Consider the following 17,928-nt stretch of genomic DNA (forward strand, 5'->3'; position numbering starts at 1 on the left):
ACGAATCGCCGTAAAAGACCAGGATGGGAGGAGTGCACCCGGTACTCGAACTGATCTCCGAACGGCTGGCGACCGGCAGTGTCCCGGGCGAACGCACGGACGGCCGGCGCCTCGCGCTGGCCATCGAGGGCGGCAGCAGCCGCGGCACCTACTCGAGCGGCATGGTCCTGGCGCTGGACGAACTGGGCGTCACACCCGCGTTCGACGCCGTCTACGGCTCGTCGGCCGGCGCGCTGAACGGCGCCTGGCTGCTCTGCGGCCGCTCCTCGACCGGCGTGCGGACCTGGTGGAACCCGGTCGTCATGCGCCGGATCATCAACCCGCTGCACACCCTGCGCGGTCGCGCCGTGATCGACCTCGAATACCTCGTCCACCAGGTCTATTCGGTGCTGGAGCCGATGGACTTCCCGGCGATCCTGGCCAACCCGGTGACGTTCCACCCGCTGGCCACCGACGCCGACACCGGCGAGTCCACCGACCTGCACCCCTTCATCGACGACGTCGACGCGATCAAGGTCGCGCTCGCGGCGTCGTCCTGCATGCCGGTGCTGGCCGGGCCGCCGATCCCGCTGGCCGGGCGCCGGTTCGTCGACGCCGGGGTGGCCGAGCCGATCCCGTTCCGCACCGCGCTCGCCCAGGACGCCACGGATGTGCTGGTGCTGCGCACCCGCCGCATGGACGAGCTGCCGGTGCGGCCGCCGCGGGTGCAGGACGTCGTCGTGCCGCGGTTCCTGCGCCGCCAGGCGCCGGGCACGATCACCGCCTGGCACGACACCTACCGCCGCGACGTCGAAGACGAGGAGATCCTCGCGACCGACCCGCGCATCCTCAGCGTCCGGCCGCCGATGGGCGCACCGGACGTCGCGGTGCTGGAACGCGATCCCGAGGTGCTGCGCAAGGCCGTCGACCTGGGCAAGAGCGCCGTCCTCGACGTCCTGCGCGAAGCGTCCTAGACGCGCACGGCGTGGTTCGCGCGCGACTGGACGACCAGCCGCTGCGTGCCCAGCGAAACGGCCAGGTAGAGCAGGATCGACGCGCTGCCCAGGCCCTTCGCACTGCTGTCGATCAGCGCGTCGAGTCCGATGTGGACGCCGATCCCGGCCAGCCACAGCACGATCGTGAGCCAGGTGCCCTGGCGGAACAGCTGCCCGTCCTGGCGCCAGAGCCGCACGGTGTACCCGCGGACCACGCCGAACCCCGCGGCCAGCACCAGGCTGCCGACGAGCAGGCCGATCACCAGGCCCGTCGACGACGCGGACTTGAAGTACGAGCTCAGCTGGAGCACCCCGAGCACCAGCAGGATCAGCAGCACGGTCGGCTTGCGATCCTCCCGGACCGGGCGCTTCTGCGTCTGGCGCCACAGGATCCAGGCCACGACGACGATTCCGATGAGGATGTTGACCGAGCTGTTCACGAGCGTCCCTTCCGCGGTGCGTGGACACCACGGTGCTCGCGCCGGCGCCCCGGAGCGTCAACCCGGGGGTGGAAGCCGGGTGGATCAGGGCTTGCGGGCGATGCCGCCGATCACCCGCGACTCGGACGGCGAACCGGCGAACACGGTCTGGTCGTCCGGGTGCCACGCCGGCGCGTAGACGAGCCCGGGCTCCAGCATCGGCCAGCCGCCGAAGAAGCGCTCGAACTCGGCCATCGGCCGCAGGAACCCCGGGTTGGTCGTGGTCTCGTAGTACTCGAGCAGGTCGATCAGGGCCTGCCGCTCGTCGTCGTTGACCGGGTTCTCGTTGGTCATTTGCGACAGCACCAGCAGCGACCCGGGGGCGAGCTTCTTGCGGTAGAAGGCGAGCAGCCGGTCGGGGTTCCGGTCGTCCTTGATGAAGTGCATGACGGCGTTGATCACCAGCGCGATCGGCTGCCGCACGTCGATGATGGCCGAGGCGGCCACCCGCTCCCAGAGGTCTTCGGGCTGCAGGAAGTCCGCCGCGATCGCGTGGTGGCGCTCCGGGTCGGCGGTGTCGGCGAGCAGCAGCGTCGAGTGCGCGAGCGCGATGGGCTCGTTGTCGATGTAGAGCACGCGGGTGTCGAGCTCGTCGCGCGTCTCGTCGGCGACTTCGTGCACGTTGCCCGCCGTCGGCAGCCCGGAACCGATGTCGACGAACTGGCGGATGCCGGCGCGCACGCACTCGCGCACCGCGCGGCCGAGGAACTGGCGGCTGGTCAGGCAGTACTCGCCCATCAGCGGCAGCCGGGCGCGGACCTTCTCGGCGAACGCGCGGTCGATCGCGTAGTTCGTGTTCCCGCCGATGAAGTAGTCGTAGATCCGGGCGGCGGAGGGCCGGTCGAGACTGCTCTCGACGGCTTTGAGCGCGTCGTCGTGGTTGATCATTCGCGTCCCCTGCCTGCTTCGTGGCCCATGCTAACCACCCAGGCCGGCGTCTTGATCACGCCGGGGACAACGCCTCCCGATAGGCGTTCACGGACGCCGTCAAACGGTCGAGTTCGCCGCGCATCCGGGCGAGTCCGGCTGCGTCGAGGCCCATCGCGTCGCCGATCGCGTCCGGGACGCCGACGGCCTTGGCGCGCAGCGCCTTCCCGGCGTCGCTGAGGCTGACCATGACCGCGCGCTCGTCGTCGACCTGCCGGTTGCGCAGCACGAGCCCGGCCGCGTGCAGCCGCTTGAGCAGCGGCGACAGCGTGCCGGAGTCGAGGTTCAGCTCGGCGCCGAGCTCCTTGACCAGGCGGTCGTCCTGCTCCCAAAGCGCCAGCATCACGAGGTACTGGGGGTAGGTCAGGTCGAGCTCCGCGAGGACGACCCGGTACAGCGACGTCACCGCGCGGGACGCCGAGTACAGGCCGAAGCAGAGCTGGTCGTCCAGGCGCAGTGAGCCGTTCTCCGTCATGGCGGCCTCCTCTCTCGTAACTCTCCATGGTCCCCGATCGGGTGGTGCGTGGCAACTTAAGTGCCCCTGATCTCATTGAGCTTAATTAAGTTGTGCACAATCCGGTTGAGAGCTACCTTTACGACATCAGCTTGCTCCACCCGCCCCGAGGAGGCAGAGATGACCGCCAACCCGCACCACATCGCTCTGGAACCGGCCGCGCAGGCGTTCGCCGAGGCCACCGACCAGCCGCCGTACCTGTTCCAGCTGCCGCCGGAAGAGGGTCGCAAGGCCGTCGACGGCGTCCAGGACGGCGAGATCGCCATGGCCGACGCCGAGATCGAGGTGCTGACCGTGCCCGGTGGGCCGACCGGCGAGGTCGAGACCCGGATCGTCCGCCCGGCGGGTGTCGAGGGTCCGCTGCCGGTGATCGTCTACGTCCACGGCGCGGGCTGGGTCTTCGGTGACTTCCACACCCACCAGCGCCTGGTGCGCGAGCTGGCCGCCGGGACCGGTGCCGCCGTCGTCTTCCCGGAGTACGACCGCTCGCCGGAGGCGCGCTACCCGATCGCCATCGAGCAGAGCTACGCCGTGGCGAAGTGGGTCGCCGAGCACGGGGCCGGGAAGGGGCTCGACACCACGCGCATCGCCGTCGCCGGCGACTCGGTCGGCGGGAACATGACCGCGGCGCTCACCATCCTCGCCAAGCAGCGCGGCGACGTCACCTTCTTGCAGCAGGTGCTCTTCTACCCGGTCACCGACGCGAACTTCGACACCGCGTCGTACACGGAGTTCGCCGAGGGCTACTTCCTCGCCCGTGAGGGCATGAAGTGGTTCTGGGACCAGTACACGACGGACCCGGCCCAGCGCGCGGAGATCACGGCGTCGCCGCTGCGCGCGTCGCTCGAAGAGCTCGCCGGGCTGCCGCCGGCCCTCGTGATCACCGGCGAGGCGGACGTCCTTCGCGACGAAGGCGAGGCGTACGCGGCGAAGCTGCGTCAGGCCGGCGTGCCCGTCACGGCCGTGCGGTACCAGGGGATCATCCACGACTTCGTGATGGTGAACTCGATGCGCGAGACGCACGCCGCCGAAGGCGCGATCACGCAGGCGATCTCCGTGCTGTCGCGGGCTTTCGCGAAGTGAATTCCTGAGAGAGCGCTGAGTGCGCGACGCGTTGCGGCCCTATGACGGAACTCACAGGGCCGCAACGCGGGTGGTGGGTCAAACGTGCTATATACGCGAGTCCCGCAATCCGGGCGCGCGTTTTGCCCGCCTGGAAGGACCCGTCCCATGCACCTGAGCAGCATCCGGCTGGACTCGCCGGTCAACATGATCATCGTGGTCGTGCTGACGCTGCTCGCGATCATCGCGGTGCCGTGGTTCTGGGACCGCTGGAAGCGCAAGCGGCTGTGGCGCAGCGCGACGATCCTGCTCGCGGTCGTCCTCCTGGTCGTCTCCACCGGCATGGCAGGCAACATGATCGGCGGGTTCTTCCCGACGGTCGGCTCGCTGCTCGGCACCGGCGTCTACTCCGCGCCGGGCACCGACGCCGAGGCGGCGCAGAACGGCGAGGACCTCGAGAAGCTGCGGGACACCGCGGTGGCGCACGCTCGTGAGGGCAAGGGCACGGTCGTCCACATGAAGGTGACCGGGCGCCGGACCAAGATCACCCGCGACGTCACCGTCTACCTGCCGCCGCAGTACTTCGACGCGGGCTTCAAGGAGCTCAAGTTCCCGGTGGTCGAGTGGATCCCGAACTACCCGTCCGGCCCCGAGGTCGTCACCGCCGGCTACCACCTGCCGGAGCAGCTGGACGCGGCGATCGGCAAGCGCGTGCTGCCGCCGACCGTGGTGATCGTGCCGGACCCGACCGGCGTCCCGAAGGTCGGCCACGACACCGAATGCGTCGACGAGGTGAACGGCACCGCGAACGACACGTACCTGACCGCGGACCTGCGGGACTGGGCGCTGCAGAAGCTCGGCGCGGCGCCGGACCGCCGGGCCTGGACGATCGCGGGCTGGTCGTCCGGCGGGTACTGCGCGATGAACCTCGTGACCCGGCACCCGCAGTGGTACGGACAGGCGGTGAGTGTCAGCGGGTACGACAAGGCGCAGGTCGACTCCGAGACCGAGGACCTCTTCCACGGCCGGCAGGACATCAACGACGCCAACAACGTCCGGCTGAACGTGCGCCTGCACCCGTCGCCGGTGGACATCCTGGCCATCGCGGGCGACAAAGAGAGCTACGAAAGCTTTGCGATCGACCAGATCCGCAACGCGGCCCGGCCGCCACTGCGGTTTTCGTCGTGGAAGATCCCGGATGCCGGCCACAACATGAACACCTTCAAGTCCCAGATTCCCGATGTCCTCGCGTGGATCGGCGCGCACAGCACGGCTCCCGGCCCGGTCGGCCGACAGGTCGAGACCACCGGCGGCGTGCAGCCCTGGCCGTTGCCGCGTTCGGGTGCGCACGGCGCGCTCGCCGACACCGACCAGTAGCCGTTCACCGTCCATTGAGGACGGTCCGGTGATTTCCGACATCGTTGTCATCGGTGTGGTGCCAGTGATCGGACGTCTGGGGATTTTCGCCTCGTTTCGCGCACAGTGGTCGCGGGGTACCTGGGTGCGGTGACAGTCGTCACCACATGCTGGGAAGGACTGGAGTCATGGCTCACGCGAAAGGCGCACGCATCCGGGTTCGCGGCCTGCAGCCGGCGCAGGTACTGGCCGGACTGGCCGGGATCGCGTTCATCATCGTCGGCATCATCGGATTCACCAGGACGGGCGTCGGGAACTTCGCCGGTCACCACGACGCCGGGTTGTGGCGGTTCTCCGGCAATCCCCTGACCAGCCTCGTCCGCGTCGTCACCGGCGTGGTCGGCCTGCTGCTCGCGTTCGGTTCGGGCCGCGCCCGGACGTTCGGCTGGCTGCTGTTCATCGGTTACGGCGCCCTGTTCGTGTGGGGCCTGATGATCGACGGTCTCATCTCGAACAACCCCTTCGCCAACGCCGGCAACCCGATGGACCTCGGTCCCGCCGACACCTGGCTGCACCTCGGTGTCGCCGCGCTCGGTCTGCTGATCGCCGTCCTGCCGGCCCGCCGCACCATTCTCGTGCCCGAGGAAGACGAGGTGGCCGACGAGCCGACCGTCGTCGAGCAGCGCACCGACCGTGATCGTGTTGTCGACAACGACCGGGTGACCGAACGCGTCCCGGTCGTCGAGGGTTCCGCCGCCGACCGCGACCGCGTCGCCGTCGCGGACACCGAGGCGCCCCGTCGTCGCCGGCCGTTCCTGCGTCGTGACCGCAACGAGCAAGGCCCGGAAGCCGCTCGTGAAGAGCGTCCGCCGGGCCTCGCGCACTAGATCAGTGGGTTCGGGTGGTCAGTAGCTGTAGCCACCCGAGTCGCTGGAGCTGCTGCTCCCCGTACCGCCGCTGCTGGCCGGAGCCTGGCTGGTGGCGGCGGTCGCGGGGTTGGTGCCGAGCTTGCAGCCGGCGGGCTCGATGACGAACCAGGTGCCGTTGACGCCCATGCCGTTCGCGTCGCCCGGCTTCAGGTCCTTCGAGAAGGTGTAGACGGGCCAGCCGCCGATGGTGACCTGCTCGGTGCCGTCCGCGCGCTTGATGCTGCCGAGCAGCTTCGAGTCGATGCCCTGCAGTTCGACCTTGCCGTTGGAGAGCACCGGCGGCCAGGTCTTCTGGCAGTCGCCGTTGCAGGCGGACGTCTTGGCCTTCTTGGTGTCCTTGGTGAACAGGTAGAGCGTCATGCCGTTCTGGTCGGTGATCGCGTCGCCGAGGCCGTCGATCTTGGTGGCGCTGAGCTTCACGACGCCGGCTTCGGTGCCGGTCCCGGTCGCGGCCTGCTGGCCGGCCTTGCCACCCTTGGCGTTCGAGGCGTACCAGGCGCCACCGACACCCTGGCCGGTCGCGTCACCGGCCTTGGCGTCCTTGGCGTAGCGGTAGAGCGCCCACCCGCCGACGGTGATCTGCTCGGTGCCGTCGGTCCGGGTCACCTTCCCGACGAGACTCTTGTCGACGCCTTGGACCTGCACGTCCCCGGTGGCCAGCATCGGCGGCCAAGCCTTGGCGCAGTCACCGTCGCAATTGGACTTCGGCGGCTTGGCCGTGTCCTTGTCGAAGCGGTAGAGGGTCATGCCGTTCTGGTCGGTCAGTACCTGTCCCACAGCGGCGACATCGGCGACGACGAGTTTCGACTCGTTCGATGCCGGGGCCGCGTTGCCCAGCTGGCCGCCACCGGTGCCACCAGCCGCCGCCGGAGCGATGACGGGCTGTGCGGTTTCGGCGCCCGAGCAAGCGGTGAGCACTGCCAGCCCGGCTGCCGCAGCGGCGACGGAGACGGCGATGCGCGTGCGAAGCATGGAAGTTCTCCTTGTGTCCGTTGGGATTGTCCGCCGCTCGGTGCGGCTGCCTGATACCCACTACACGGACACTCCGCGGAGGCGGTTCAAAGTATTTTCACGAACCTTCCGACGCAGGTCGGGCCCCCTGAGCCCGCCCACGCGGCCAGGTGCGGTCCTCTACTACGCGTCGCGGCCCGCGGCTTTGTCGGCCGTCGTGGCCGCAGCCTCGCCCGTCGTGGTGGCTGGTGCTTTGCCCGCCGTCGTGGCCGCTGCGTTGCCCGCCGGTTCGCCGTCGCCCAGGGCCCGGTCGACCAGCGTGGCCGCCGCGCCGGTGTAGCCGGCCGGGTCGAGGAGCGCGTCGAGCGCCGCCGGGGTGAGCACACCGGTGACCGCGGGCAGCTCGTCCAGCACCTCGCGCAACGGCCGGTCCTCACGAACCGCGCGCTGGGACGCCTCGCCGAGCAACTCCTTGGCCGCCGCCTTCCCAAGCAGCGGCGAGAGCGCAGCCGACAACCGCTCGGAGACGATCAGCCCATGCGTCGACGCCAAGTTGTCCCGCATCCGCTCAGGCAGCACGGTCAACCCCCGCGCCAACTCGACGGCCGTGTAAGCAGCACCCCCGGTCAGCCGCAGACACTCCCGGACGAGCTGCCACTCGGCATGCCAAACCCCGGCCGAACGCTCATCCTCGGCCAGCATCGACTGCGTAACCCCTGCAGCCAGCACAGGCACCTGCAGCGCGGCAGAGCGGATCAACGTCGCCAGCACCGGGTTGCGCTTGTGCGGCATCGCGGAAGACCCACCCCGCCCAGCTGCGGCCGGCTCAGCGACTTCGCCCAGCTCGGTCCGAGTAAGCGTCTCGACGTCGACCGCCAGTTTCCCCAACGCACCGGCAGTGAACGCAAGCGCACCGGCAAGGTCCACGACGGGCGTCCGCAGCGAGTGCCACGGCAGCACAGGCGTGGCCAACCCGGTCTCCTCGGCGAAGGCCGCAGTCAGCCGCTGCGCATAGTCACCGTCGGCCGCGCTGACGCCCGCAGGCTTGGTGCCCGCAGCCCCGGCACCGGCCACGCTTGCGTCAGCGAGTCCATCGTCGGCAGGCACGCCAGCGGCCGGCACCGCACCGACAGTCCCGGCACCGGCAGATCCAGCGTCGGCGGGCACGCCGGCGGCATGCCCGCCGTTGCCGAGCCCTCCGTCAGCACGCTCGGCGTCGGCGAGGCGCGCGTACTCGACGTACGCCGCCAGCGTTCCGGCCGCGCCACCCAGCGAGACCGGCAGCCCACCGTCCAGTACGCGCCGGACTCGGACCGCCGCGTCCAGCACCAGCCGGCGCCAGCCCGCGGCCTTGAGCCCGAACGTCGTCGGCACGGCGTGCGCGGTCAGCGTCCGCCCGGCCATGACCGTGTCCCGGTGCGCGCGAGCCAGATCGGCCAGCGCCTCAGCCGTGGCGTCGAGGTCATCGGCGAGCGGACGCAGCGTCCGGTCGGCGACCAGCATCATCGCGGTGTCGAAGATGTCCTGGCTGGTCGAGCCACGGTGCACGTACTCGGCCGCCTCAGGCGCGACCGCGCCGACGGCCGACGTCAGCGCCTTGACCAGCCCGACGACCGGGTTCGCGGTAGCCCGCGCCCCCCGCGCCAGCTCGACGACGTCGATCCGCGCGCTAGCCGCCGCCTCGGTGATCACATCCGCGGCCGCCGGAGGCACGGTGCCGAGCCGAGCCTGCGCCCTCGCCAGCGCCGCTTCGGCATCGAGCATGGCGCGCAGCCAGGCTCCGTCACCGGTCGACGTCTCGGCCGGAGTCCCGGCCCGCACCGGAGACAACAGCCCGGAATCGGGGTCGACGGTCATAGCGCCAGCATCGCACGCATCCGCCCTCCCGCCCGGCCGAGCAGTCCCCGAAGGCGCGACCGTGCCTCGCCTCGCCAGCCGGTCAGTCGAGACGCGAGCGTCGCTCGCCAGGCCGGTAAGCCCGAGGGCGCGGCCGTGCCTCGCCAGACCAGCACACGAAGGCGTGAGCGTGCCTCGCCAGGCCAGTACGTCGAGAGCGCCGCCATGCCTCGCCAAGCCGGTGAGCCGAGAGCCAGAGCGTGCCTCGCCAGGCGGTGAGCCGTCGACGGGAGCGTGCCCCACCGGGCAAGGCCAGCCGAAGCCGCGTGCGTGCCTCGCCGGGCAAAGCCAGCCGAAGCCGCGGGCGCGCCTCACCAAGGCGAGTCGCCGTCAGCGTGGGCCACCGAGCCGCGTCAGCCGGAGGCGCGTGCGGACTCACCGAGGCGAACCAGCCGAAGAGCGCGGGCATGCCTCACCCAGGCAAGCCGTCCGGAAGCGCAACGGGCTCACCGAGAACGTCAGACGACCTCCGCCGCTGTCACCCGGTCGCGTCTGGCACGCTCTCCGTCCATGAGTGACGCCACACCCGGCGAAGACACCGCCGCCGCATCCGAGGAACGGTTGTTCGCCGCCGAGCGGCTCGTCTTCTTCTCCGACGCCGTCGTGGCCATCGCCATCACCCTGCTCGCGCTCGAGCTGCCGCTGCCGGAGGGCATCACCGGCACCGAGCTGCTGCGCTCACTCGGCGATCACAAGTCCGAATACGTCTCCTTCCTGATCAGTTTCGCCGTCATCGGCGGCCACTGGCGTGCCCACCACCGCCTGTTCGAGCACGTCACCACGGTGAACGCCGGCCTGATCAGGATCAGCTTCAGCTGGCTGCTGATGCAGGTGATCATGCCCTTCGCCACGAAGGTGATCGGCGAAGACGGCGCGTTCGAATTCCGCTTCGTCTTCTACGCCGTCGTGCAGGTCATCGCGATGACCGCGTTCCTCCTGATGGTCTGGCAGATCCAGCGTCACCACCTGTACCGCACGGACACCCCGCCGGAGCTCTTCGGCAGGACTTACCGCGGGTCCGGCGTGATGATCGCCGCCTTCGCCGTGTCGATCCCGGTCGCTTTCTTCACGCAGTGGGCCTACGCCTGCTGGATCGTCGTTCCGCTCGTGTCCGGTCTCCTCCTTCGGTTCCGCAAAGCCTGATCACTCGCCCGTCACGCCGTCGACCCGTTCGCGGATCAAGTCGGCTTGTCCACAGTGGCGCGCGTACTCGCCGACCATCCGCAACATCAGCCAGCGCAAGGTGAACGGCGTGCCGGTGCTGATCCGGGTGCCGGTCGAGTCCACTGTGCTCGCCGCGACGATCGCTCGTGACCGCTCGCATTCGGCGTGCCACAGGGCGAACGCCTCCTCGACGTCACCATCCAGCACGGTGAACTCGAAGTCTGGGTCGTCGTCGGAGGTGTAGAGGTTCGGGACGTCCTCGCCCGCGAACTGGATCCGGAACCACCACCGTTCGACGCCGGTGAGGTGCCGCAGCAGCCCGTGCAGCGACAGCGTCGACGGCGATACCGAGCGCTTCGACAGCTGCGCTGGAGCCAGTCCGGCGCACTTCAGCTCGAACGTGCGCCGGTAGTAGTCGACGGTCTCGGTCAGAGCTTGCAGCTCGCCCGCGACCTGGGTCAGCTCGGCGCGCTCACCGGTGAGCCGCGGCCCGTAGACGATGTGTTCGGTCATGTGCGGAGCGTGCCAGAGGGGTACGACAATTTCGGTTCGCGGCGCCGGCCGGTGACCGGGCAACGGCCGATAAGCCCAGTTCAGACACGGTTTCGCGGACCAGGTAACGAATCTTCGGGAGTGGCGATCTGATCTTCGTCACCTGCTGCGCGGTACCAGTCCCCACCGGTCGGAGCGGCACCCTTCGGTTCGGAAACAGGAGAACAAACTATGGAGCGAACCGGTCGAAGAGCCGCCGTTCTGGCCGCGCTGGCCGCGGCGGTCATGCTGGCGGCACCCGCGGTCGCGTCCGCGGCCCCGCCCGCCAGCGCGATCGACGTCAGCGACACGAGCCTCCACGCCGGCGACACGTTCACGGTCACGGAGCAGCTCTACAACCCGACCGACTTCACGGTCACCGGGGCGAAAGCGGCGGTCTACACCAAGGAATCGCCGATCGTCGACCTGGTGGACCTGGTGTCGTGCACCGGTTCGATCGCGCCGTGCGGGCCGTACTTCAGCAGCTACCGCGGCGGTGTCGGTGACCTGGGCCCGGGCGAGAGCGGGTCGGTGACGTTCACCTTCAAGGTCAAGGACGACGCCACCGGCGGCCAGTTCACGCTGCAGCACCAGTTCGCGGGCGACAACTACGCGTTCGGCGTCGAGGACGGCCCGGCCGTCACGATCACGGCGGCGCCGAAGGCCGACGTCAAGGTCGCGCTCACGGCCACCCCGCGCATCGGTGTGTTCGCCCGCGTCGACTACGTGGTCACGGCCTCGAACACCGGCCCGGCCGCGGCGACCGGCGTCCGCGTGACGGTCAACCCGGGTGCGAACCGCTCGGTCATCTCGACGACCGGCTGCACCAAGACCGGAGCGACGCTGAGCTGCACGATCGGCACCCTCGCCCCGGGCGCCTCGGCGACGGCCAAGTTCACGTCCGAGGGCGGCATCCTCGCCTGGGGCGCGTTCACGGCCACGGCCCAGCGCGCGGCGAGCACCCCGGCCGACCCGAACACGGCCAACGACGCGGCGTCGAAGAAGTGCACGGCGTACACGGGCCTGTACGTGACGTGCTGATCCGTCCATAAGGGAGCTTCAGAGCGCGAAGTCCGCCGTGCGGCCCCGGTGCCGCACGGCGGACGCGGTCTCCTCGACGCTCTGCTCGGAGGTGTCCAGCACGAACCGCTCGAGCTCACCCAGCGCGGCGAACGCGCCGTGCATCCCCTTGATGGGCTCGACCTCGGTGAGCTCCCGTCCTTCACGAGCGGTCCCGCGCGCGAGGGTCACTTCCAGACTCGGTCGTAGCACGACGTAGAACAGGTCCAGACCGTCCCGCTCGACGGCGTCGCGGAACGGCTGAAGTGCCCACGGCCCGACGATGCCATCGAGGACGACGTCATAACCCCCACGGGCGTAGCCACAGGCGGCGTCGGCGAGCACGCCGAGCACGATCTCGTTCTGCCGCGCGGCTTCGGGCAGGTACGGCGGCACGAACCCGGTCCGGATCCAGACGTAGAAGCTGTCGGTGTGCAGATGGACGGTCGCCCGCGCAGCCTCCGAGGCGACCATCTGGGCAACGGTGGACTTCCCGGCCCCGGGCGGGCCCGTGAGGATCAGCAGCGAACCGGCGTCGTCAGGCATGGACGCCATCATGAGCACCACCGCCGGCCAAGACCAGTCTTGACCTTCCAGGCGGCCTGATCCACCCGCGGAGGGCGGCTGAGCGGGCCCCGGCTAAGCTGGTAGCACGGGCCGTTAGCTCAATTGGTAGAGCTGCGGACTTTTAATCCGTAGGTTCTGGGTTCGAGCCCCAGGCGGCCCACTCGAGTTCCCTGCTCGGCGGCTATCACGTCGCCGGCGGGCACGGTTGCGTGGGAGGCTTCGCGCGTGGACCGGAACCGATCGGTGGCCGACTGTCTCCACGCGAGCCGTCGAGTGCGGCCGGTGCCTGTGGGAAGGTCGTGACGTGGATCAGACCCGGTTGCTTCTCGTCCTTCGGCACGCCAAGTCGGCTTGGCCGGAAGGTGTCGACGACCACGAACGTCCTCTCGGGCCGCGCGGGCTCAAGGACGCTCCCAAGGCCGGGCGCTGGCTGAAGGAACACGGCTACCTGCCCGAGCGTGTCCGCTGCTCCACCGCCCGCCGGGCGCGGGAGACCTGGCAGCTCGTCTCCGGGGAGTTCGAACAGCAGCCGCCGGTCGAGTACGACGATGCGCTCTACGGCGGTGACTACCTGGAGATCGCGCGTCGAACACCCGACGACGTCACCAGGCTCGCCATCGTCGGGCACGAGCCCAGTGTCAGCGAAGTGACTTTCCAGCTTGCCGGAAGAACTGCGATCGACGCGTTCCCGACCGGTGCCGTCGCGGTATTCGAAGTCACGGAAAGCTGGGCCCGGCTCGACCGGGCCCAGCTGACCGCATTCTTCCGGCCGCGGGATTTGCCGGGAAACTAAACTCCGGCCACCTGGGAAATCCAGCTGCGGTAACGCGTGATGTTCGTGTACGCCGTGTTGTTCGACCTGTCACTGGTCGAGGCGACGCCGACCTGGCGGCCCGAGGCGAACATCGGGCCGCCCGAATCGCCGCCCGCGGTGATGCCGTTGACGCGGTTGGCGCACACCGCCACGCCGCCCGTGTAGTCGCTGCAGCCGATGGAGTTCACCCGGACCGTCGCGACCTTCAGGTACCGCGACTGGCAGTTGATCTCGGAGCCGCACTGGCTCGTCGCGCCCCAGCCGTAGACCGAGACGTTCTGGCCGACCGAGACGTCGCCGACGTTGCCGAGCGGCGAGTACGTCGCGCTCACCGACGTCGTCAGGCGGACGATCGCCAGGTCGGCGACGCCGTTGTAGCGGGTGATCGTCGAGCCGGTGGCCGTCGTGCCGCCGCTGGACTGGTCCAGGCTGCCGATCCGGAACGTGTACGTGCCGGCGCTGCTGACGCAGTGCTTCGCCGTCAGGATGTACTGCGGCGCGATGATCGTCGCGGTGCAGTTCTGCTGTCCGTTCACGAACAGCCGCGCCGCCCAGGGGCCGCTCGACGCGTTGCTGCCGCCGATGATCGACGTCTGGGCCGTCGCGGGGCCGGCGAGACCGACCACCGCCAATGCCGTACTGGCGGCGAGCAGGACCAATTTGCCGAAGCGTACTTTCACGCTCACTCCTCATGGGTGCGGAAGACCCGCACGGAAAAGGCCGGTGGGGACCGAACGTGAGGATTGTCCGATTGTTCGGGTAATTTCCGGAACCGACGAAAGTCGTCCGGCGAACCCTCAATTATTTCCGGGAGGAGGGCTACCTATTGTTCCCGTGCTCAACCCCGAGGGCGGGGATCCCGGGTCGGACGCGTCGACGGCCGGCGTGCTGCTCGACCGCGTCGTCAGGCCGTGACGCGCGTCGGGGCCGTCTTGCGCAGCCAGTACAGGCCGATGACCGGCAGGACCAGCGGGATGAAGAGGTAACCCTCGCCGTAGACCGACCAGACGGTCGGGTGCCGGAACGCGGCCGCGTCGACGATGCTCAGCGTGCCGATGGTCAGGACGCCCAGCAGCTCGATCGAGCAGGCCGTCAGGGCCACGCGCCACCAGCCGTCGCCGCGGCGGGCCAGTGCGATCGTCGCGACGATGTAGACGACCGCGGCGAACGCCGAGAGGATGTACGCGAGCGGCGCTTCGTGGAACTTCGTGCTGATCTGGACGCCCGCACGCGACGTCGCCGCCAGCGCGAAGATCGCGTACACGGCGACGAGCACCCGTCCGGGGCCGGTGGCCGTCCTACGCTGTTGCTCCACTCCACACCTCGTTCAGTCGCAGCACCATCACCGGGATGGCCAGGCAGGCGATGCCGAGCACGACCGTGCTCGACCGGCTCCGCTCGGCCAGTGCCCAGGCGGCGCCGGCGGGCAGCACGACCAGGCAGCCGATCAGGTAGGCGAGGAACGTCGCCAGGCTGCCGGGGCGCTCACCGCCGGCGAGCAGCACGATCCCGATCACCAGCTGGACGACCAGCAGCACCTCGATGACCGCGAGCGCGATCAGGAGCGCGTTGTCCGGCTCCCGGTTGCGGGCCGACTGGACGAAGCTCCAGAGCGCGACGAGCGTGGCGGCCACGGCCACCGTCACGGCGAATCCGAAGATCACCAGTTCCTCCTTCCGGTCCGCGGGCGTCAACTTACTCCGGGGTACCGGCCGGCCCGCCGAGCGAGGGCCGCGGGCGTGGCGCGGGCCACGTCCGGGTGATCCACAGTGGACCGGACAACCGACCTGACCTCGCGATACCGGGAAAATTGATCACCAGGTGTCCTTGATGGCATTCTGCCAATTCGGCGGTTTATTCCGGCGGGCTCTTGTTCGGACCTGCGGGAATGACGAAAAACCTTCGTGTTACACCCCGACAGGGTGGTTGGTTGCCTGGTGGAAATCACGCAGTGTTCAGCTACTGCCTGGTAAGTGTCGCTTTTGCCTACCTCGGATAGCCCAGTTGAACCCCCGGGTTGGCGGATTGGCGCGGGACCGCTCGGCATGGGGGAATATTCCTCGTCCCGGGCCACGCCGCACCGGGGAACGCACAGAGGGGCAATCTCGATGGACCTGCGCTACGAAGCATTTTGCTTCGCCGATCCGTTGTTCTACGACGAACAACAGGAAATCGGTGCGTCGGTCGACGAGTACGCCACGGCCCTGCCCGCACCGGACGCCGGTTGGATCGAGGCCCAGCGCGGCGTGTGGCGGGTCCTGCACCCCGAAGGCCGGGAACTTCCCGGTCAGGGCTGGAAAATCCACGTCTCGGCCGGCCTGGGGAACGCTCGGCGGGTGCTCCTGCGGGTGCACGAGTACTGTCTGGAGTACCGGGTCGCCTACAAGCACTTGCGCTCCCCGTTGATCCTGCTCGCCCGGAACTCGAAATACGCGCCCCGCGACGGCAGCGGGAAACTGATCACGATTTATCCCGCGAATGAAGACGAGCTCAAGCGGGTGCTCGACGATCTTTCGGTGCGCCTCGAAGGCGAGCACGGGGCCTATATCCTGAGCGACCTGCGTTACGGTGCGGGCCCGCTGTACGTCCGCTACGGTGGATTCGCCGAGCAGTGGGTCGAACACGACGGCAACCGCGTCCTGGCGATCCGCAAGCCGGACGGCAGGCTCGTGCCGGACAAACGGGAACCCACGTTCTCGGTCCCCGACTGGGTGAAGATTCCGGCCTGCCTGCAGAGCAGCATCACGGCGCGCAAGGCCGGCGACCCGTCGCAGTTCCCGTACCAGGTGACGAGTTCCCTGCACTTCTCAAACGGCGGCGGCGTCTACCTGGCGGACCCGAAAGCGGGCGGCGACCAGGTCGTCCTCAAGGAGGCGCGGCCCCACGCCGGGCTGGACCGGGCCCAGATCGACGCCGTCGAACGGCTGCGGCGCGAGCACGACGTGCTCGACAAGCTCACCGGCATCCCCGGGGTGCCCCGCACCATCGAACAGTTCACCGTCTGGGAGCACCACTACCTCGCCATGGAGTACATGCCCGGCACGTCGCTCGGCAACTGGCTGGCCCGCAACTACCCGCTGACCAGGCGCGACACCACCGAAGCCGACCTCACCGCCTACGCCGAACGCGCGCTGGCCGTGCTGGCGAAGGTCGAGGAGACGGTCGAGGCGATCCACGCCCGCGGCTTCGTCTTCGGTGACCTGCACGCGCTGAACATCCTGATCGACGAAGACGACGAGAGCCGCGTCTCGCTGATCGACTTCGAGATGGCCGCCGACGTCGAGTCCGGCGAACGGCCCGCGCTCGGCGCGCCGGGCTTCCGCGCGCCGGCCGACCGGGTCGGCTTCGAAATCGACGAGCACGCTCTCGCGGCGCTGCGGCTGTGGCTCTTCCTGCCGCTGTCCGCGCTGCTGGAGCTGGCGCCGGCGAAGCTGCGCGGCATCGCCGACTTCGTCGAACGCCGGTTCGGCCTGCCCGAGGGCTACGCCGACGCCGCAGTCGCGGTGCTGGCTCCGCGTGCGAAATCCACGGAGCCGGCACCGGTCCACACCGAGCTCGACCAGGAGAAACCCGACTGGCCGCTGGTCCGCAAGCAGATCGCCGAGGCGATCCTCGCGAGCGCGACACCGCAGCGCCAGGACCGGCTCTTCCCCGGCGACATCGAGCAGTTCCGGGTCGGCGGCGCCTGCTTCGGCGTCGGCGCCGCGGGCGTGCTGCACGCCCTCGACGTCACCGGCGTCGGACGGTTCCCCGAGCACGAGCACTGGCTGATCGAGTCGGTCCGCCGCGACCCGCCGACCCGGCCCGGGTTCTACGACGGCAGCTACGGCATCGCCTACGTGCTGGAGAACCTCGGGCACCACGACGAGGCGAGCCGGCTGCTGGCGTCGTCGGCGCGGCTCGTCGAGCAGACCACCGACCACGCGCTCGAGGGCGGGCTGGCCGGCATCGGGCTGACCCTGCTGCATTTCGCCGCGGCCCGGCAGGACAACGAGTTCGGCCGGCAAGCGCTCACCACCGCCGTCCGGCTGGCCGAGGCGCTCGAAACCGCGGCGCCGCCCGGGAAGTTCGCCCGTGCGGGCCTGCTGTCCGGCTGGTCCGGGCCGGCGCTGCTGTTCATCCGGCTGTTCGAGCGCACCGGCGAGCCCGCCTGGCTGGCGTTCGCGGACCAGGCGCTCAGCCGTGACCTCGAAGAATGCGTGCTCGCCGACGACGCGTCACTGCAGGTCCGGGACGGCGCGACGCGCACGCTCCCGTACGCCGGCATCGGCAGCGCGGGCATCCTGATGGTCGCCGAGCAGCTGGCGCGGCACCGGCCCGAAGCCGACGCCTGCGAGAGCCTGCCCGAGCTGCGCCAGTCGTGCCGCGGCGAGTTCGTCATCCACCCCGGCCTGCTCTACGGCCGGTCCGGGCTCGCGGTCGCGCTCGGCATGGGCGCCGAACCCGAGCAACGCGTTCGCGACGCGATCGACCTGCACCTGGCCCGGCTGGCCTGGTACGCGGTGCCGTTCCGCGGCGGGCTTGCCTTCCCCGGCAACCAGCTGCTGCGGTTGTCGATGGACGTCACCACCGGCGGCGCGGGGATCCTCCTCTCGCTCGCCGGCCTCCTGGACGGCAAGGAGGTGCTGCCCTTCCTGGGCAGCACGCCGTCCCCCCACACCTCCGGTCGCTGAGGACCGGCGGAATCGAAGAACAATCGAAAGGA

17 protein-coding genes, 1 tRNA gene and 1 pseudogene are annotated in these 17,928 nt (G+C 69.6%); 9 read left to right on the forward strand and 10 right to left on the reverse strand.

The genetic code is table 11. The annotated features are described in order from the left end of the window. Positions 1 to 23 precede the first annotated feature (23 nt). Positions 24 to 953 (forward strand): patatin family protein, encoded by a 930-nt coding sequence (locus MUY22_RS13990; protein ID WP_247060083.1) that lies wholly within the window; start codon positions 24 to 26, stop codon positions 951 to 953. Here the strand turns inward: MUY22_RS13990 and MUY22_RS13995 are convergent. The 3 genes from MUY22_RS13995 to MUY22_RS14005 all read right to left on the reverse strand — a co-directional run bounded on the left by MUY22_RS13995 (position 950) and on the right by MUY22_RS14005 (position 2,855). Next, entirely contained in the window at positions 950 to 1,414 is a 465-nt protein-coding gene (locus MUY22_RS13995; protein ID WP_247060084.1) for a hypothetical protein, read from the reverse strand. The two genes, MUY22_RS13990 and MUY22_RS13995, sit on opposite strands and share 4 nt — an antisense overlap. Positions 1,415 to 1,498: 84 nt before the next feature. After that, positions 1,499 to 2,341 carry an SAM-dependent methyltransferase gene (locus MUY22_RS14000; RefSeq protein ID WP_247060085.1) on the reverse strand — a complete coding sequence of 281 codons (843 nt, stop codon included), beginning with the start codon at positions 2,339 to 2,341 and terminating at the stop codon, positions 1,499 to 1,501. Between the two features lie 55 nt (positions 2,342 to 2,396). Then, the gene (locus tag MUY22_RS14005; RefSeq protein ID WP_247060086.1) at positions 2,397 to 2,855 is read right to left on the reverse strand and encodes a MarR family winged helix-turn-helix transcriptional regulator; all 459 of its coding nucleotides are present in this window, start codon (positions 2,853 to 2,855) and stop codon (positions 2,397 to 2,399) included. 159 nt (positions 2,856 to 3,014) lie between these two features. Here MUY22_RS14005 and MUY22_RS14010 point away from each other — a divergent pair, with 159 nt between their 5' ends. From MUY22_RS14010 to MUY22_RS14020, 3 genes are all read left to right on the forward strand, one after another. Further along, entirely contained in the window at positions 3,015 to 3,977 is a 963-nt protein-coding gene (locus tag MUY22_RS14010) for an alpha/beta hydrolase (RefSeq protein WP_247060087.1), read from the forward strand. Positions 3,978 to 4,124: 147 nt separating this feature from the next. Continuing rightward, complete coding sequence (locus MUY22_RS14015; protein WP_247060088.1) at positions 4,125 to 5,333, forward strand: esterase family protein; 1,209 nt, start codon at positions 4,125 to 4,127, stop codon at positions 5,331 to 5,333. A 167-nt stretch (positions 5,334 to 5,500) separates the two neighbouring features. Beyond that, positions 5,501 to 6,199 carry a DUF4383 domain-containing protein gene (locus tag MUY22_RS14020; RefSeq protein ID WP_247060089.1) on the forward strand — a complete coding sequence of 233 codons (699 nt, stop codon included), beginning with the start codon at positions 5,501 to 5,503 and terminating at the stop codon, positions 6,197 to 6,199. A gap of 18 nt (positions 6,200 to 6,217) precedes the next feature. On the opposite strand, the gene MUY22_RS14025 is transcribed toward MUY22_RS14020, so the two are convergent. Both MUY22_RS14025 and MUY22_RS14030 read right to left on the reverse strand, forming a co-directional pair. Continuing rightward, positions 6,218 to 7,213, reverse strand: coding sequence for an SCO0930 family lipoprotein (locus MUY22_RS14025; protein WP_247060090.1), 996 nt, complete (start codon positions 7,211 to 7,213; stop codon positions 6,218 to 6,220). 267 nt (positions 7,214 to 7,480) lie between these two features. Further along, positions 7,481 to 9,049: pseudogene (locus MUY22_RS14030) on the reverse strand (adenylosuccinate lyase family protein); the annotation flags it as partial. Between the two features lie 549 nt (positions 9,050 to 9,598). Here MUY22_RS14030 and MUY22_RS14035 point away from each other — a divergent pair. Continuing rightward, complete coding sequence (locus tag MUY22_RS14035) at positions 9,599 to 10,231, forward strand: TMEM175 family protein (RefSeq protein WP_247060092.1); 633 nt, start codon at positions 9,599 to 9,601, stop codon at positions 10,229 to 10,231. Here MUY22_RS14035 and MUY22_RS14040 read toward each other — a convergent pair whose 3' ends face one another. Beyond that, complete coding sequence (locus MUY22_RS14040; protein WP_247060093.1) at positions 10,232 to 10,765, reverse strand: DinB family protein; 534 nt, start codon at positions 10,763 to 10,765, stop codon at positions 10,232 to 10,234. A 210-nt stretch (positions 10,766 to 10,975) separates the two neighbouring features. Here MUY22_RS14040 and MUY22_RS14045 point away from each other — a divergent pair, with 210 nt between their 5' ends. After that, entirely contained in the window at positions 10,976 to 11,824 is an 849-nt protein-coding gene (locus MUY22_RS14045; RefSeq protein ID WP_247060094.1) for a hypothetical protein, read from the forward strand. Between the two features lie 18 nt (positions 11,825 to 11,842). Here the strand turns inward: MUY22_RS14045 and MUY22_RS14050 are convergent, their stop codons facing one another. Next, a complete protein-coding gene (locus MUY22_RS14050; protein WP_247060095.1) occupies positions 11,843 to 12,388 on the reverse strand; it encodes an AAA family ATPase in 546 nt (181 codons plus the stop codon). 108 nt (positions 12,389 to 12,496) lie between these two features. Here MUY22_RS14050 and MUY22_RS14055 point away from each other — a divergent pair. Continuing rightward, positions 12,497 to 12,569: transfer RNA gene (locus MUY22_RS14055), tRNA-Lys, on the forward strand. Between the two features lie 144 nt (positions 12,570 to 12,713). After that, a complete protein-coding gene (locus tag MUY22_RS14060; protein ID WP_247060097.1) occupies positions 12,714 to 13,202 on the forward strand; it encodes a histidine phosphatase family protein in 489 nt (162 codons plus the stop codon). On the opposite strand, the gene MUY22_RS14065 is transcribed toward MUY22_RS14060, so the two are convergent. From MUY22_RS14065 to MUY22_RS14075, 3 genes are all read right to left on the reverse strand, one after another. Continuing rightward, entirely contained in the window at positions 13,199 to 13,903 is a 705-nt protein-coding gene (locus tag MUY22_RS14065) for a trypsin-like serine protease (protein ID WP_371827612.1), read from the reverse strand. The genes MUY22_RS14060 and MUY22_RS14065 overlap by 4 nt on opposite strands. A gap of 224 nt (positions 13,904 to 14,127) precedes the next feature. After that, complete coding sequence (locus MUY22_RS14070) at positions 14,128 to 14,499, reverse strand: hypothetical protein (RefSeq protein WP_247063877.1); 372 nt, start codon at positions 14,497 to 14,499, stop codon at positions 14,128 to 14,130. Between the two features lie 22 nt (positions 14,500 to 14,521). Beyond that, complete coding sequence (locus tag MUY22_RS14075) at positions 14,522 to 14,887, reverse strand: hypothetical protein (protein ID WP_247060099.1); 366 nt, start codon at positions 14,885 to 14,887, stop codon at positions 14,522 to 14,524. A gap of 444 nt (positions 14,888 to 15,331) precedes the next feature. Between MUY22_RS14075 and lanKC the strand changes: the two genes are divergently transcribed. Then, on the forward strand, positions 15,332 to 17,896 hold the full coding sequence (gene lanKC, locus MUY22_RS14080; protein ID WP_247060101.1) for a class III lanthionine synthetase LanKC: 2,565 nt from the start codon (positions 15,332 to 15,334) through the stop codon (positions 17,894 to 17,896). Positions 17,897 to 17,928 lie beyond the last annotated feature (32 nt).

Source organism: Amycolatopsis sp. WQ 127309 (assembly GCF_023023025.1).
GTDB lineage: Bacteria > Actinomycetota > Actinomycetes > Mycobacteriales > Pseudonocardiaceae > Amycolatopsis.

Excerpts from the sequence above, each read along its gene's own strand:
- MUY22_RS14000 (WP_247060085.1), bottom strand. The coding sequence starts at position 2,341 with ATGATCAACCACGACGACGCGCTCAAAGCCGTCGAGAGCAGTCTCGAC.
- MUY22_RS14035 (WP_247060092.1), top strand. The coding sequence starts at position 9,599 with ATGAGTGACGCCACACCCGGCGAAGACACCGCCGCCGCATCCGAGGAA.
- MUY22_RS14005 (WP_247060086.1), bottom strand. The coding sequence starts at position 2,855 with ATGACGGAGAACGGCTCACTGCGCCTGGACGACCAGCTCTGCTTCGGC.
- MUY22_RS14015 (WP_247060088.1), top strand. The coding sequence starts at position 4,125 with ATGCACCTGAGCAGCATCCGGCTGGACTCGCCGGTCAACATGATCATC.
- MUY22_RS14040 (WP_247060093.1), bottom strand. The coding sequence starts at position 10,765 with ATGACCGAACACATCGTCTACGGGCCGCGGCTCACCGGTGAGCGCGCC.
- MUY22_RS14025 (WP_247060090.1), bottom strand. The coding sequence starts at position 7,213 with ATGCTTCGCACGCGCATCGCCGTCTCCGTCGCCGCTGCGGCAGCCGGG.
- lanKC (WP_247060101.1), top strand. The coding sequence starts at position 15,332 with ATGGACCTGCGCTACGAAGCATTTTGCTTCGCCGATCCGTTGTTCTAC.
- MUY22_RS14045 (WP_247060094.1), top strand. The coding sequence starts at position 10,976 with ATGGAGCGAACCGGTCGAAGAGCCGCCGTTCTGGCCGCGCTGGCCGCG.
- MUY22_RS14050 (WP_247060095.1), bottom strand. The coding sequence starts at position 12,388 with ATGCCTGACGACGCCGGTTCGCTGCTGATCCTCACGGGCCCGCCCGGG.
- MUY22_RS14020 (WP_247060089.1), top strand. The coding sequence starts at position 5,501 with ATGGCTCACGCGAAAGGCGCACGCATCCGGGTTCGCGGCCTGCAGCCG.
- MUY22_RS14010 (WP_247060087.1), top strand. The coding sequence starts at position 3,015 with ATGACCGCCAACCCGCACCACATCGCTCTGGAACCGGCCGCGCAGGCG.
- MUY22_RS13990 (WP_247060083.1), top strand. The coding sequence starts at position 24 with ATGGGAGGAGTGCACCCGGTACTCGAACTGATCTCCGAACGGCTGGCG.